Genomic DNA, 15,092 nt, shown 5'->3' with positions numbered 1-15,092 from the left:
GAGGATGTCTTCCTCATGCTTTCTCTTTTCCCCGACCGTACATTCCCTGAAAAATCTGCGCCACGTCGACGAAATATTCAGTCAGGTAGTTAATCACCACCTGCACCTTCAGAGGCAGTTTGTCTTTTTCGGTATACAGCGCATAGACCGGGCGTGGATCGGACTGATAGCGCGGCAGTAAGATCTCAAGCTCGCCCCGATTGATCTCGTTGATCACCCACATTAGCGGGACATAGGCGACCCCCGCGCCGGCGGTCAGCCAGCGGTTGAGGGTCATCGGATCGTTAGTAACGAATCGCCCCTGTGGGATCAGTCGCGTGGAGATCCCTTCAGGAGCGATCAGCTCGAACTCATTATCGGGGCGCACGCTGTATTCCAGCCAGGAGTGGTTGGTGAGGTCGGCCGGTTTTTCCGGTATGCCATATTGAGCGAGATAGCTTTTCGCTGCGCATAACACCATCGGCATCGCGCCCAGGCGGCGTGAAAACAGACTGGAATCCTGCAGGGCGCCCACGCGGATGACGACATCCAGTCCGTCGGCAATCAGATCGGGGGCAGGAATGCCGGTGACCAGATTGACCGTCAGGCCGGGATGCTCTTTGAGCATTTTAGCGGTGATGCCTGCGAGGACATTCTGTGCCATGGTTGAAGAACAGCCAATGCGCAGCGTACCAATCGGCGTGTTGTTAAAGGCGTAAAGCTGCTCGTGAACATCCTGCACTTCATGCAGCATACGTCGACAGCCCTGATAATAAATTTTGCCCGCTTCGGTAAGCCCAATGCTGCGCGTGCTGCGGTTCAGTAGCTTGACCTGCAGTTCATCTTCCAGTTTTGATACCGTCTGGCTGATCGACGAAACACTCATTTGTAACCGTCTGGCAGCGGCGGTGAAGGAACCAAATTCCACCACTTTGGCGAACACCGACATGCGTTTTAATCGTTCCATTATTCACTCTGGCTTAAAAGTGATTTAGATCACATATTATAGATAACAGCATAACAGTTACGGTAATATATTATTATTCCAAATAAAGGCTGTGTCGCTCTCGCCTGGCTTTCCTTGCCCTTCTCCGTCGACATCAGCTGAAAACTGCATCGCCTGCACTCTCTAAAATATCAAGGTCAACATGAGTCTGTTTCCCGTTATCGTGGTGTTTGGTCTTTCCTTCCCCCCGATATTCTTTGAATTGCTTCTGTCACTGGCGATTTTCTGGCTGGTGCGCCGGGTGCTGGTGCCCACGGGCATCTATGATTTTGTCTGGCATCCGGCGCTGTTTAATACTGCGCTGTATTGCTGTCTCTTTTACTTGATATCGCGCCTGTTCGTTTGAGGTTGAAGTGAAAACACTAACAAGAAAAATCTCCCGTACGGCCATTACCCTCGTTCTGGTCATCCTGGCGTTCATCGCTATTTTCCGCACCTGGGTCTATTACACCGAATCACCCTGGACGCGTGACGCCCGCTTCAGCGCAGATGTGGTTGCCATCGCGCCGGACGTTGCCGGACTTATCACGCATGTTAATGTCCACGATAACGATCTGGTGAAGAAAGATCAGGTGCTGTTCACCATCGATCAACCGCGCTACCAAAAGGCGCTGGAAGAGGCTGAAGCCGACGTTGCCTATTACCAGGTGCTGGCGCAAGAGAAACGTCAGGAAGCCAGTCGTCGTAATCGTCTTGGCGTCCAGGCGATGTCTCGGGAAGAGATCGATCAGGCCAACAACGTTTTGCAAACCGTATTACATCAGCTTGCCAAAGCGCAGGCGACCCGCGATCTCGCAAAGTTAGATCTTGAACGTACCGTCATTCGTGCCCCTGCGGATGGTTGGGTGACCAACCTGAACGTCTATACCGGTGAGTTTATCACCCGGGGTTCTACCGCCGTGGCGCTGGTGAAACAGAACTCCTTCTATGTGCTGGCCTATATGGAAGAGACCAAACTGGAAGGCGTCCGCCCTGGCTATCGTGCAGAAATTACCCCGCTGGGCAGCAACAAGGTTTTAAAAGGGAGAGTCGATAGCATTGCGGCAGGGGTCACCAATGCCAGCAGCACGCGCGACGACAAAGGCATGGCGACCATCGATTCGAATCTGGAATGGGTCCGCCTTGCACAGCGCGTTCCGGTACGTATCCAGCTTGACGATCAGCAGGAAAACCTGTGGCCAGCCGGCACCACCGCGACGGTTGTGATCACCGGCAAGCAGGATCGTGACGAAAATAATGACTCGTTCTTCCGTAAAATGGCGCACCGTCTGCGCGAATTTGGTTAATCGCGATGGGCATTTTTTCCATCGCCAACCAGCACATTCGCTTTGCGGTCAAACTGGCCTGCGCGATTGTTCTCGCGCTATTTGTTGGCTTTCATTTCCAGCTTGAAACGCCGCGCTGGGCGGTGCTGACGGCCGCGATTGTCGCGGCGGGTCCGGCCTTTGCCGCCGGCGGCGAACCGTATTCCGGCGCGATTCGCTATCGAGGGATGTTGCGCATCGTCGGGACGTTTATCGGTTCTATTGCGGCGCTGGCGATCATCATTGCGATGATCCGCGCACCGCTACTGATGATTCTGGTCTGCTGTATCTGGGCGGGTTTTTGCACCTGGATCTCCTCGCTGGTACGCGTCGAGAACTCCTATGCCTGGGGGCTATCGGGCTACACTGCGCTGATCATTGTTATCACTATTCAAACCGAACCGCTACTGACGCCGCAGTTTGCCGTAGAACGCTGTAGCGAGATTGTGATTGGGATTGTCTGCGCCATTATGGCGGATCTGCTTTTTTCTCCGCGATCGATCAAACAAGAGGTGGATCGTGAGCTGGATAGCCTGCTGGTGGCGCAGTACCAGCTGATGCAGTTGTGTATTAAACATGGTGACAGCGAAGAAGTGGATAAGGCCTGGGGCTCGCTGGTGCGTCGGGCAACCGCGCTGGAAGGAATGCGTAGCAACCTGAACATGGAATCCTCCCGCTGGGCACGGGCGAATCGCCGCCTGAAGGCGATCAATACGCTGTCGCTGACCATGATTACGCAGTCCTGTGAAACCTATCTGATCCAGAATACGCGTCCTGAGCTGATCACCGATACCTTCCGTGAGTTCTTCGCTATGCCGGTTGAAACCGCGCAGGATGTACATAAACAGCTTAAGCGTCTGCGTCGGGTGATTGCATGGACCGGTGAGCGCGAAACGCCCGTTACGCTGTATACCTGGGCCGGAGCGGCAACGCGTTATCTGCTGCTCAAGCGTGGCGTGATCAGCAATACTAAAATCAGCGCCACGGAAGAGGAAGTGCTGCAGGATGAACCGGTGGTGAAGGTCGAATCTGCTGAGCGTCATCACGCAATGGTGAACTTCTGGCGCACCACGATTTCTTGCGTGCTGGGGACGCTGTTCTGGCTGTGGACCGGCTGGACCTCCGGTAACGGCGCGATGGTGATGATTGCGGTGGTCACCTCGCTGGCGATGCGTCTGCCGAATCCGCGCATGGTCGCCATTGACTTTATTTACGGTACGCTTGCCGCATTACCGCTGGGGGCGCTCTATTTTCTGGTGATCCTCCCCAACACCCAGCAAAGCATGCTGTTGCTCTGCCTGAGCCTCGCGGTGCTGGGGTTCTTTCTGGGAATCGAAGTACAGAAGCGGCGGTTGGGCTCTATGGGGGCGCTGGCCAGTACCATTAACATCATCGTGCTGGATAACCCGATGACCTTCCACTTCAGCCAGTTCCTGGACAGTGCGCTAGGGCAGATTGTGGGTTGCGTACTGGCTTTTCTGGTGATTGTGATTGTGCGCGATAACTCTCGCGACCGTACGGGCCGTGTGCTGCTCAACCAGTTCGTCTCTGCGGCGGTGTCGGCGATGACCACCAACGTGGTGCGGCGCAAAGAGAATCATCTTCCGGCGCTCTATCAGCAACTGTTTCTGTTGATGAACAAATTCCCCGGGGATTTACCGAAATTCCGCCTGGCGTTGACCATGATTATTGCGCATCAGCGCCTGCGGGATGCGCCGATTCCAGTCAACGACGATCTCTCCGCGTTCCACAAACAGTTACGTCGTACGGCGGATCACGTCATTTCTGCCGTGAATGATGATAAGCGTCGACGCTATTTTGGTCAGCTATTAGACGAACTGGATGTATATCAGGAAAAACTGCGGGTCTGGGAAGCGCCGCCGCAGGTCACCGAACCAGTGAAACGGTTGACCGGCATGTTGCACAAGTACCAGCATGCGTTAACCGACAGCTAACCCTCAAAACCGACGCTAAAAGCGTCGGTTTTTTTATGGCTATACTTATTCGATGTGCGCAACTCAGGACATCAGAAGGAGAAAACACCATGCAAATGCTTCAGGACAACGAACTTTTTCAGACGGGATATCTGGTTGATGGGCTATGGAAAACGCTTGATACCACCTTTGATGTGCTGAATCCGGCAACTGGCGAGACGATCGCAAAGGTGGCGAAAGCGGGGAAACAGCAGACCGAGGAGGCCATTGCGGCGGCCAGTAAGGCATTTCCAGCCTGGCGGGCAAAAACGGCAAAAGAGCGCTCGGCGATTCTGTACCGCTGGTATGAATTGATCATTGAAAACAAAATCTGGCTGGGACGGCTGATGACCACCGAACAGGGTAAACCGTTGAAAGAAGCCGAAGGTGAGGTTGAGTACGCTGCCAGTTTTATTCAGTGGTTTGCCGAGCAGGCGAAGCGCGCCAACGGCGAAATCATCCCGCCGATTAAACCCGGCTCCCGTATTCTGGCGACCCGCGAACCGATTGGCGTGGTGGCGGCAATCACGCCGTGGAATTTCCCGATGGCGATGTTGACCCGTAAGCTCGGCCCGGCACTGGCGGCGGGCTGTACCGGGGTGATAAAACCGGCCAATAACACGCCGCTGAGTGCCTTTGCGCTGCTTACGCTGGCGAAGAAAGCAGGGGTGCCTGATGGCGTGCTCAACGCCGTCGCGGGCAATACGCCGGAGATCAGCGATGCCATCATGGCAAGCCATGAGGTGCGCAAAATTTCGTTCACTGGCTCAACGGCAGTCGGTAAAACGTTGGTGCGTAATGCCGCAGAGACCATGAAAAAAGTATCGATGGAACTGGGTGGCAATGCCCCTTATATCGTGTTTGACGACGCGGACATCGATGCGGCGGTGAAAGGCGCTATCGCCAATAAGTTCCGTAATGCCGGGCAGGTGTGCGTCAGCGTGAACCGCTTTTATATCCAGGAGCGCGTCTACGATGAATTCACCCGCAAACTGGCCGATGCGGTTCAGGCGTTGAAGGTGGGTAATGGTCTCGATGATGATGTGATGGTGGGGCCGCTGATCGAATCCTCTGCGGTCGATAAAGTGCGTGAGCACGTTGAAGATGCCGTCGCGAAAGGGGCGAAAGTGCTGGCGGGCGGGAAAGCGCACGCGCTCGGCGGTAACTTTTGGCAGCCTACCGTGTTGGGCGAGTGCAGCGACGGCATGAAACTGGCGAGTGAAGAGACATTCGGTCCGGTTGCCGCCTGCTTCCGCTTTACTCATGAAGAAGAGGTGATTCAGCGCGCGAACAATACGCCGTTTGGCCTTGCCGCTTACTTCTATACGCAAAACCTGCAGCGGGTATTCCGTGTCTCCCAGGCCATTGAAAGCGGCATGATCGGGATAAACGAATGTGCGGTGTCCACCGAGCTGGGACCGTTTGGCGGAGTGAAAGAGTCCGGGCTGGGACGTGAAGGATCGGTGCTGGGGTTAGACGAATTTCTGGAAGTGAAAACCCTGCATATTGGCGGCCTGTAGTCAGACCGATGTCGGGAAGGTGGCGATAGATGAATATCTATACATTTGATTTTGATGAAATTGAGGATCAGGACGATTTTTACCGTGAGTTTGCGCGGATGTTTGGCCTGGCCAAAGAAAAAGTGAGTGACCTCGACTCTCTGTGGGACATCATCATGAGTGAAGCGCTGCCGTTACCGCTGGAGATCGAGTTTGTGCACCTACCCGAGAAGTCACGTCGGCGTTATGGCGCATTGATTTTGTTGTTTGATGAAGCGGAAGAAGAGCTGGAAGGTCAACTGCGTTTTAATGTCCGTCATTGAGAGATAAAAAAGCCCCCGACAGTCGGGGGCAAGGTCGTCGGACTAGACGACGAGGGTTTATTTGTACAATTCGGCAGTGGCATGCCAGGTGTCACCGCTACGGGCTTCGGTGATCTGATACGCTGATGCGCCTTTTTCCTGGGCTTTTTTGTTCAGCATTTCATGCATGTCCATTGGGCTAGAGCCGATTGCACTTACGGAGACAGAGCCAATCGCTTCGCGATTTTGTGCTTGTTCTGCGCTGATAGAATCTGCGGCGAATGCGCCGAAAGAAAGAACAGAGAGAACGCTTAACGCAGCAACAGTTGTTTTGATTTTCATGATAAGTACCTCGTCGAATTTATTATTGGGGGTCTTCGTTTCGTGACCCTCATCACAAAATCAAGTATACACTAATCACGCGATAAATTAATACCACGCTAATTGTTTCACCGGTGCATAAGTAATAAAAATTTCATTTTTTATGCTTATCTGGAATTAAAAAGTGAGGGTGTTTTATTTATATCTAATAAAATCATATGGATATGAAATTTTGCGATTTGTGCGGTTTTTCGTTTGCACATTCACTACATGAATGATTTTGGACAGATAAACGCACTATTTGCTAAATAACAGGCAGATAAATTAACGGGAAGTGGACGTTAAAGCAGGGTTTTACCCCGCCGCCATAGGCGACGGGGAAGAGGGTCAGAGCTCTTGTTCGAACAGCTCCAGAATGGCTTCGTAGAGATCTTTCACCGTAAAGCCATTGGCCGGAGTCGTAAAAATGGTGTCATCCCCGGCGATGGTACCGAGAATACCTTCTGCTTTGCCCAGAGAGTCCAGCAGACGGGCAATCAACTGCGCCGCCCCAGGGCTTGTGTGGATGACCACCACCGCATCGTTAAAATCGATATCAAGAACCAGGTTTTTCAGCGGGCTGGAAGTGGTTGGTACGCCCAGTTCAGCCGGGAGGCAGTACACCATCTCCATTTTTGCGTTGCGGGTACGAACAGCCCCAAACTTTGTCAGCATGCGTGAAACTTTGGACTGGTTGATGTTATCAAAGCCCTGATCCTGCAATGCGAGGACAATTTCGCCCTGAGAGCTGAATTTTTCTTCTTTGAGTAGCGCTTTGAACGCTTTAACTAATTCTTCTTGCTTAGCTGAGCTTCGCATAAGTCACCCGTAGTATGAGAGTGGAAACAACATTATTATGCATACAGATGAATTTTTATGCAAACGGTCTGCCCGAATGGAGGCTGAAATAATGTTATGAAAGAGCGGAATTTTATCAAATTTCGTTATCAAGAAACATGCCTGTGTCACGCCTCGCAAATAAGCTTAAAAGTAAATTAATTGTTATCAAATTGATGTTGTTTTGGGCTGGCAGTAGGGTATATTGTCACCACCTGTTGGAAAGTTGCTCTACTGCACAGACATCTTCGGATTACGTCAATTAAATGCATAAAAGCTAAATTCGCGTGACTACACAGAATTGAATACGGGTGATTGTATTCATCGAAATTGTGGTTTAACGTCGCCGCCGCGGAGCAACAAACACTTAGTTTATCAATATAATAAGGAGTTTAGGATGAAAGTCGCAGTCCTCGGCGCTGCTGGCGGTATCGGCCAGGCGCTTGCACTACTGTTAAAAACCCAACTGCCTTCAGGTTCAGAACTCTCCCTGTACGACATCGCTCCAGTGACTCCCGGTGTGGCTGTAGACCTGAGCCATATCCCAACTGCTGTGAAAATCAAAGGCTTCTCCGGTGAAGACGCGACCCCGGCACTGCACGGTGCTGATGTGGTGCTGATCTCCGCAGGTGTGGCGCGTAAACCAGGTATGGACCGTTCCGACCTGTTTAACGTCAATGCGGGCATCGTGAAAAACCTGGTACAGCAGATCGCGACGACCTGTCCGAAAGCCTGCATCGGTATCATCACCAACCCGGTGAACACTACCGTCGCCATTGCCGCAGAAGTACTGAAAAAAGCGGGCGTTTACGACAAAAATAAACTGTTTGGCGTGACCACGCTGGACATTATCCGCTCCAACACCTTTGTAGCGGAACTGAAAGGTAAGCTGCCGACTGAAGTTGAAGTTCCGGTTATCGGCGGACACTCTGGTGTGACCATTCTGCCGCTGTTGTCGCAGATCCCGGGCGTGAGTTTCACTGACCAGGAAGTGGCTGACCTGACCAAGCGCATTCAGAACGCAGGTACTGAAGTGGTTGAAGCGAAGGCGGGTGGCGGCTCAGCAACCCTGTCTATGGGCCAGGCGGCTGCTCGTTTCGGTCTTTCACTGGTTCGCGCACTGCAGGGCGAAAAAGGCGTTGTAGAATGTGCTTACGTCGAAGGCGATGGCCAGTACGCGCGCTTCTTCTCTCAGCCGCTGCTGCTGGGTAAAAACGGCGTGGAAGAGCGTCAGTCTATCGGCAAACTGAGCGCATTCGAGCAGAGCGCGCTGGAAGGCATGCTGGATACCCTGAAGAAAGATATTCAGCTGGGCGAAGAGTTCGTTAATAAGTAAGCGAATCGTGAAGCCATAAAAAAACCGGAGCGATGTCTCCGGTTTTTTATTGTCTGATGACCAATAATCAATTGGTTGCCGGGTATTCCTGAATGGTGACCTGCAGCGTCAGTTGCTTATCATCACGCATGACAATCACCGGAATCACCGATCCAGGGCGAATCTCTGCCACCTGGTCCATGGTTTCCAGTGCGGAGACCGCGGGTCTGCTGTTCACGGAAATAATCAGATCGTTAACCTGAATACCGGCTTGCGCCGCTGGACCATCAGGCGCGACTTCGTTCACGACGATCCCCTGAATCTGATCCATACCGCCGCCCTGGGTGTGCAGTGGAGCGATTTCACGACCGCCAATCCCAATGTAGCCACGGATAACACGACCATCGCGGATCAGCTTATCCATAATCTTGGTCGCTAACTGGAACGGAATGGCAAAGCCGATCCCTTCCGGCGTTTCGCCGTCATTGCTTTTATCAAACGACAGGGTGTTTATGCCCATGAGTTCGCCCAGCGAGTTCACCAGTGCTCCGCCAGAGTTACCGTGGTTGATAGAGGCATCCGTTTGCAGGAAGTTCTGCCGTCCGGTTGGATTCAGGCCGATACGCCCCGTGGCGCTGATAATGCCCTGAGTGATGGTCTGTCCAAGGTTATAGGGGTTACCGATCGCCAGTACCACGTCGCCGATATGCGGTGAACGTCCAGCATTGATCGGAATCGTCGGCAGACCGCCTGTGGCGTTGATTTTCAGTACCGCCAGATCGGTCAACGTATCAGAGCCGACCAGCAACGCCTCAAACACTCGCCCATCCTGTAAGGCGACGATAATCTGATCGGCATCGTTGATCACATGCTTATTGGTAATAATGTAGCCGCGCTGATCCATAATCACACCGGAACCCAGGGTGCGGATTTCCAGTTGATTATGCGCGGTGCTGTTCATACTGCGGTTATAGACGTTGACCACAGCGGGGGCCGCGCGACGTACTGCTGAGTTATAACTGGCGGGCGTCTCGTCGGCACTGTCATATTGCGGCGCAGAAAGTGTGTTGATTTTGCGAAGCGAAGGCATGGCGACCAAAAGAATGGCGCCAACAATCAAACCAATTGCGACCGAACGTAAGAGCTTCACTAACATGATGGAGGCGTCATTAATAAAAGGAACGGCAGCAGCATATCACGAGTTAACCGGACATCACACGCGAGGCTGATGTCCGGTTAACTGGATTTAGCGCAGGAGCAGATAAATGCTTTCGTTTCCGCGGACGATCTGTAGCGCGATAATGGACGGTTTGGCTTCCAGCACTTTGCGCATTTCGGCGATAGAGTTTACCCGGTCACGGTTGACTCCGATGATCACATCATCCTTCTGTAGACCAGCCTGTGCGGCGGGACTGCTCTTTTCAACGCTGTCAATTTTGATGCCTTTACTGCCGTCTTTGAGCTGACCGTCGCTTAGTGTCGCGCCCTGCAATGCCGGGGCGATCATCTCCGCGCTGGCAGACGATGAGGTGCTGGTATCGAGCGTTACTTCCACCTCCAGCGGCTTGCCGTTACGCAACAGGCCAAGCTTCACTTTGGTGCCGGGTTCTGTGGTGGCAATCCGGGAACGCAGCTCGGCAAAACTGTTGAGTGGTTTACCGTTGAGGCTGGTAATCACATCGCCGGACTTAATGCCCGCTTTGGCGGAGCCGGAGTTCGGCAGCACTTCGCTGACAAAGGCTCCGCGCTGCACGTCCATCTTGAACGCTTTGGCGATGTCGGCAGTCATTTCGGTCCCTTTAATGCCCAGAAGACCGCGTTTGATTTCACCAAACTGAATCAGTTGCTGCGCGAGTATTTGGGCCATATTACTGGGGATGGCAAAACCGATTCCAACGCTGCCGCCGCCAGGCGCAAGGATGGCCGTGTTAATACCGATCAGCTCACCGTTCAGGTTAAGCAGCGCGCCACCTGAGTTCCCACGGTTAATAGAGGCGTCGGTTTGAATAAAGTTTTCCAGACCTTCCAGATTCAACCCGCTGCGCCCCAGCGCCGAAACGATACCGGAGGTAGCGGTTTGCCCGAGGCCAAACGGGTTACCGACTGCCACGGCGAAATCACCGACGCGCAGTTTATCCGAGTCGGCGATAGCGATTTGCGTCAACTTGCTGGCGTTTTGAATTTGCAGCAGGGCGATATCGCTTTGATCGTCGCTGCCAATCAGTTTAGCCTCGAATTCACGCCCATCATTCAACTGCACGCTGATCTTCTGCGCCTGATTAATGACGTGATTATTGGTCAGAACATAGCCTTTCGCGGCGTCGATAATAACCCCGGAACCTAGCCCTTCAAACGGCTGCGCCTGCTGCTCTGGCAGGTCATCACCAAAGAATTTTTTAAACTCTTCAGGGACTTTCTGCGTTTGGGTCGCGGTTCCTTCAACCTTCACGCTGACGACGGCAGGCAGCACCTTTTCGAGCATCGGGGCGAGACTGGGAAGCGCGGGCTGGCCGGGAACCTGACCTGGAATCGACGCAATGGCCTGAAATGGCGCCGAGAGAGTTAACCCGACACTTAACGCTAATGCACTCAACAGCTGGGTTTGTATTTTCATTGATCCTGCTCTCGTACCTTGAGTAAAGGGAAAGACGATTCAAAACAGTTTGATGTTATTGAATTTTCAATCTGCTAACAATGCGGATAATGATTAAATGATAGTCGGGACGGGAGATAAGAGGTGGGCGCAATCGCTGCGCCCGGGAAAAATATTAACGATGTGCGATTAGTCGCGCTTTGCACCACTACGCAGCAGGCCGGATGCACCTTCGGAATAGTCACGCGGCATTTGTACCGGTGCCTGGTCATTGCTGGCTTCAGACTCGGCCAGACGGTTACGGAACGGGTTAGATTCCGCTGACAGTTCCGGCAGCAGGCTGCTGGAGCTTTTCGCCATGTGCTGATACAGCTGGCGATAATCGTGGGCCATGGTGTCCAGCAACTCGGCGCTGCGGGCAAAATGGCTGACCAACTCTTCGCGATACTCTTCCAGCTCGGCTTTATTCTTTTCCAGTTCGTACTGCAACGCTTGTTGCTGACGTAGTTTCCGGTTGCCAAAACGCATGGCTACAGCACCGACGATGATGCCGACGACTAACCCAATTAGCGCGTATTCCCAGGTCATGAACATCTCCCGTTGTCTTTTGTTTCCGTAGGGTGTTGGCTTTAGGCTCCATGCCTGCGCCTGATACTGCCACTATAACCGCTAATCCCGCAGAAGTGGAATCCCGTCTTTATATCGCGTAGTGTAGAACGGCCTTTTTTTCGTCAACCGTGAACGACGGCACACCGATTTTCAAGGAATAACAATAACATCATGCAGAGCTTTACCCCCACATCGCGTTACCTAAAAGCCATTAACGATGGTACTCACCAGCCCGACGACGTGCAAAAAGAAGCGGTCAATCGTCTGGAGATCATTTACCAGGCGTTGACCTCGAACAAAACCGCTGTCCCGGAAACAAAAGGGTTTATGGCTCGCGTCGGTAAGCTGCTGGGGAAAAAAGAAGAGTCACGCAACGCTCCGGTGCGAGGCTTATACATGTGGGGGGGCGTAGGGCGAGGGAAAACCTGGCTAATGGACCTGTTCTACCATAGCCTGCCAGGCGTGCGTAAGCAGCGCCTGCATTTTCATCGCTTTATGCTGCGCGTGCATGAGGAGTTAACTGCTCTCCAGGGGCAAACCGATCCGCTTGAAATCCTGGCCGACCGTTTTAAGGCCGAGACGGATGTGCTGTGCTTTGATGAGTTTTTTGTCTCTGACATCACCGACGCCATGCTGCTCGGCGGTCTGATGAAGGCGCTGTTTGCGCGCGGTATTACGCTGGTGGCGACATCGAACATTCCGCCTGATGAGCTCTACCGTAATGGGTTACAGCGTACGCGTTTTCTTCCCGCGATCGATGCGATTAAACAACATTGTGACATCATGAACGTTGATGCCGGCGTGGATTATCGTCTGCGGACATTGACCCAGGCGCATTTGTGGCTCTCCCCGCTGAACAATGAAACGCAGCAGCAGATGGACAACCTCTGGCTGGCGTTGGCGGGTGTCAAACGTGAACAGCAAGGACCGGTTCTGGAGATCAATCACCGTCCATTACCGACGATGGGCATAGAAAACCAGACGCTGGCGGTATCATTTCACACCCTGTGTGTCGATGCCCGTAGCCAGCACGACTATATTGCGCTGTCACGGTTATATCATACGGTAATGCTGTTTGATGTGCCGGTGATGACGCCGCTGATGGAAAGCGAAGCGCGCCGTTTTATTGCGCTGGTGGATGAATTTTACGAGCGCCACGTCAAGCTGGTGGTGAGCGCCGCCGTGCCTCTCTATGAGGTGTATCAGGGCGAGCGACTGAAGTTCGAATTTCAGCGCTGTCTGTCGCGTTTGCAGGAGATGCAGAGCGAAGAGTATCTGAAGCGAGAGCACATGCCCTGATGGCTGCCAACAAACTGTTGAGCAAATCACATTTAGGGGTCGATCTTTGACCCCGACTTCTCTATAATCTTGCGACCCCACGTTACAAGAAAGTTTTTTTCCCAAAACTTTTTGTGTGCTGGCATTGGCTATTCGAAGGGGTAGGTTTGCCGGACTTTGTCGTGTGAACCTCAACTGACATAACGTTTGGGTGTTCACCAACGTGTAACTTATTTATTGGGTAAGCTTTTAATGAAAACTTTTACAGCTAAACCAGAAACCGTAAAACGCGACTGGTACGTTGTTGACGCGACCGGTAAAACTCTGGGCCGTCTGGCTACTGAACTGGCTCGTCGCCTGCGCGGTAAGCATAAAGCGGAATACACTCCGCACGTAGATACCGGTGATTACATCATCGTTCTGAACGCTGACAAAGTTGCTGTAACCGGCAACAAGCGTACTGACAAAGTGTACTATCACCACACCGGCCACATCGGTGGTATCAAAGAAGCGACCTTTGAAGAGATGATTGCTCGCCGTCCTGAGCGTGTGATTGAAATCGCGGTTAAAGGCATGCTGCCAAAAGGCCCGCTGGGTCGTGCTATGTTCCGTAAACTGAAAGTTTACGCTGGCAACGAGCACAACCACGCGGCACAGCAACCGCAAGTTCTTGACATCTAATCGGGATTATAGGCAATGGCTGAAAATCAATACTACGGCACTGGTCGCCGCAAAAGTTCCGCAGCTCGCGTTTTCATCAAACCGGGCAACGGCAAAATCGTTATCAACCAACGTTCTCTGGAACAGTACTTCGGTCGTGAAACTGCCCGCATGGTAGTTCGTCAGCCGCTGGAACTGGTCGACATGGTTGAGAAACTGGATCTGTACATCACTGTTAAAGGTGGTGGTATCTCTGGTCAGGCTGGTGCGATCCGTCACGGTATCACCCGCGCTCTGATGGAGTACGATGAGTCCCTGCGTTCCGAACTGCGTAAAGCTGGCTTCGTAACTCGTGATGCTCGTCAGGTTGAACGTAAGAAAGTCGGCCTGCGTAAAGCACGTCGTCGTCCGCAGTTCTCCAAACGTTAATTGTTTTCTGCCTCTGGCAGATTACGGTTGGCGAAAAAACCCGCTTCGGCGGGTTTTTTTATGAATAAATCTGGCGTAAACCGCTGACAATACCCTCTTTTTCCCCATTTCCAGAATCGACTCACCACAAAGGTCACAAAATCTGGTAAACTATCATCCAATTTTCTGCCCAAATATCGGGTATTGCTCATTTTTTGTTTGCTTTTTGAACGATGATGACTTTTCCGAAGTGGGTGACATCACTTCTGACTGGCCATGCGATGGCCGGTAGCAGTAAAAATTCTGAATATACCTGGAGGTTTTCATGGCTGTCGCTGCCAACAAACGTTCGGTAATGACGCTGTTTTCTGGTCCTACTGACATCTATAGCCATCAGGTCCGCATTGTGTTGGCGGAGAAAGGTGTAAGTTTCGAGATCGAGCACGTGGAAAAGGACAATCCTCCGCAGGATCTGATTGACCTCAACCCGAATCAGAGCGTCCCGACACTGGTGGATCGTGAGCTGACCCTGTGGGAATCTCGCATCATTATGGAATACCTGGATGAGCGTTTCCCTCATCCGCCATTGATGCCGGTTTACCCGGTGGCACGTGGTGAAAGCCGCCTGTACATGCACCGTATCGAAAAAGACTGGTATACGCTGATGAACGTCATCGTTAGCGGGTCTGCTTCAGAAGCTGACGTTGCCCGCAAACAACTGCGTGAAGAACTGCAGGCGATTGCGCCGGTATTCGGTCAGAAACCGTATTTTCTGAGCGATGAATTCAGCCTGGTGGATTGCTACCTGGCACCGCTGCTGTGGCGTCTGCCGCAACTGGGCATTGAATTCAGTGGTGCGGGCGCGAAGGAGTTGAAAGGTTACATGACCCGCGTCTTCGAGCGTGATTCTTTCCTGGCGTCTTTAACCGAAGCTGAACGCGAAATGCGTCTTGGCCGGGGTTAATACTG

The 15,092-nt window shown here is 52.6% G+C and carries 17 protein-coding genes; 10 read left to right on the top strand and 7 right to left on the bottom strand.

What is annotated here, in order from left to right:
- Nucleotides 1-13 precede the first annotated feature (13 nt).
- Nucleotides 14-946 carry an HTH-type transcriptional activator AaeR gene (aaeR, locus tag I6L53_RS20300; protein WP_042324980.1) on the bottom strand — a complete coding sequence of 311 codons (933 nt, stop codon included), beginning with the start codon at nucleotides 944-946 and terminating at the stop codon, nucleotides 14-16.
- A gap of 181 nt (nucleotides 947-1,127) precedes the next feature.
- Here aaeR and aaeX point away from each other — a divergent pair, with 181 nt between their 5' ends.
- From aaeX to I6L53_RS20275, 5 genes are all read left to right on the top strand, one after another.
- Nucleotides 1,128-1,331 (top strand): p-hydroxybenzoic acid efflux pump operon protein AaeX, encoded by a 204-nt coding sequence (aaeX, locus tag I6L53_RS20295; RefSeq protein ID WP_000051841.1) that lies wholly within the window; start codon nucleotides 1,128-1,130, stop codon nucleotides 1,329-1,331.
- A gap of 7 nt (nucleotides 1,332-1,338) precedes the next feature.
- A complete protein-coding gene (gene aaeA, locus I6L53_RS20290; protein ID WP_042324982.1) occupies nucleotides 1,339-2,271 on the top strand; it encodes a p-hydroxybenzoic acid efflux pump subunit AaeA in 933 nt (310 codons plus the stop codon).
- Between the two features lie 5 nt (nucleotides 2,272-2,276).
- Nucleotides 2,277-4,244, top strand: a complete 1,968-nt coding sequence (gene aaeB / locus I6L53_RS20285) for a p-hydroxybenzoic acid efflux pump subunit AaeB (protein ID WP_042324985.1) — start codon at nucleotides 2,277-2,279, stop codon at nucleotides 4,242-4,244.
- Nucleotides 4,245-4,333: 89 nt separating this feature from the next.
- Nucleotides 4,334-5,782, top strand: coding sequence for an NAD-dependent succinate-semialdehyde dehydrogenase (locus tag I6L53_RS20280; protein WP_042324987.1), 1,449 nt, complete (start codon nucleotides 4,334-4,336; stop codon nucleotides 5,780-5,782).
- Between the two features lie 29 nt (nucleotides 5,783-5,811).
- Nucleotides 5,812-6,084, top strand: coding sequence for a barstar family protein (locus I6L53_RS20275; RefSeq protein WP_042324989.1), 273 nt, complete (start codon nucleotides 5,812-5,814; stop codon nucleotides 6,082-6,084).
- Nucleotides 6,085-6,141: 57 nt separating this feature from the next.
- Here the strand turns inward: I6L53_RS20275 and yhcN are convergent, their stop codons facing one another.
- Nucleotides 6,142-6,405, bottom strand: a complete 264-nt coding sequence (gene yhcN / locus I6L53_RS20270; protein WP_042324990.1) for a peroxide/acid stress response protein YhcN — start codon at nucleotides 6,403-6,405, stop codon at nucleotides 6,142-6,144.
- 366 nt (nucleotides 6,406-6,771) lie between these two features.
- Nucleotides 6,772-7,242 carry a transcriptional regulator ArgR gene (gene argR / locus I6L53_RS20265; protein ID WP_042324992.1) on the bottom strand — a complete coding sequence of 157 codons (471 nt, stop codon included), beginning with the start codon at nucleotides 7,240-7,242 and terminating at the stop codon, nucleotides 6,772-6,774.
- Between the two features lie 415 nt (nucleotides 7,243-7,657).
- Between argR and mdh the strand changes: the two genes are divergently transcribed.
- Nucleotides 7,658-8,596: a malate dehydrogenase gene (gene mdh, locus I6L53_RS20260; protein WP_042324994.1), complete on the top strand. Its 939-nt coding sequence runs from the start codon at nucleotides 7,658-7,660 to the stop codon at nucleotides 8,594-8,596.
- A gap of 67 nt (nucleotides 8,597-8,663) precedes the next feature.
- On the opposite strand, the gene degS is transcribed toward mdh, so the two are convergent.
- From degS to zapG, 3 genes are all read right to left on the bottom strand, one after another.
- Nucleotides 8,664-9,731 (bottom strand): outer membrane-stress sensor serine endopeptidase DegS, encoded by a 1,068-nt coding sequence (gene degS / locus I6L53_RS20255; protein WP_042324996.1) that lies wholly within the window; start codon nucleotides 9,729-9,731, stop codon nucleotides 8,664-8,666.
- Nucleotides 9,732-9,821: 90 nt separating this feature from the next.
- On the bottom strand, nucleotides 9,822-11,189 hold the full coding sequence (degQ, locus tag I6L53_RS20250) for a serine endoprotease DegQ (RefSeq protein ID WP_042324997.1): 1,368 nt from the start codon (nucleotides 11,187-11,189) through the stop codon (nucleotides 9,822-9,824).
- Nucleotides 11,190-11,357: 168 nt separating this feature from the next.
- Nucleotides 11,358-11,756 carry a Z-ring associated protein ZapG gene (gene zapG / locus I6L53_RS20245; protein WP_042324999.1) on the bottom strand — a complete coding sequence of 133 codons (399 nt, stop codon included), beginning with the start codon at nucleotides 11,754-11,756 and terminating at the stop codon, nucleotides 11,358-11,360.
- A gap of 192 nt (nucleotides 11,757-11,948) precedes the next feature.
- Here zapG and zapE point away from each other — a divergent pair, with 192 nt between their 5' ends.
- The 3 genes from zapE to rpsI all read left to right on the top strand — a co-directional run bounded on the left by zapE (nucleotide 11,949) and on the right by rpsI (nucleotide 14,144).
- A complete protein-coding gene (gene zapE, locus I6L53_RS20240; protein WP_042325001.1) occupies nucleotides 11,949-13,076 on the top strand; it encodes a cell division protein ZapE in 1,128 nt (375 codons plus the stop codon).
- Nucleotides 13,077-13,307: 231 nt separating this feature from the next.
- Nucleotides 13,308-13,736, top strand: coding sequence for a 50S ribosomal protein L13 (rplM, locus tag I6L53_RS20235; protein WP_042325003.1), 429 nt, complete (start codon nucleotides 13,308-13,310; stop codon nucleotides 13,734-13,736).
- A gap of 15 nt (nucleotides 13,737-13,751) precedes the next feature.
- The gene (rpsI, locus tag I6L53_RS20230) at nucleotides 13,752-14,144 is read left to right on the top strand and encodes a 30S ribosomal protein S9 (protein ID WP_000829818.1); all 393 of its coding nucleotides are present in this window, start codon (nucleotides 13,752-13,754) and stop codon (nucleotides 14,142-14,144) included.
- Here the strand turns inward: rpsI and I6L53_RS20225 are convergent.
- Nucleotides 14,141-14,335 carry a hypothetical protein gene (locus I6L53_RS20225; RefSeq protein ID WP_094464740.1) on the bottom strand — a complete coding sequence of 65 codons (195 nt, stop codon included), beginning with the start codon at nucleotides 14,333-14,335 and terminating at the stop codon, nucleotides 14,141-14,143. The genes rpsI and I6L53_RS20225 overlap by 4 nt on opposite strands.
- Nucleotides 14,336-14,448: 113 nt before the next feature.
- Between I6L53_RS20225 and sspA the strand changes: the two genes are divergently transcribed.
- Nucleotides 14,449-15,087 (top strand): stringent starvation protein SspA, encoded by a 639-nt coding sequence (sspA, locus tag I6L53_RS20220; protein ID WP_042325005.1) that lies wholly within the window; start codon nucleotides 14,449-14,451, stop codon nucleotides 15,085-15,087.
- Nucleotides 15,088-15,092 lie beyond the last annotated feature (5 nt).

It is taken from the genome of Citrobacter farmeri, assembly GCF_019048065.1.
GTDB lineage: Bacteria > Pseudomonadota > Gammaproteobacteria > Enterobacterales > Enterobacteriaceae > Citrobacter_A > Citrobacter_A farmeri.
This window is presented reverse-complemented; position numbering and strand designations above follow the sequence as displayed.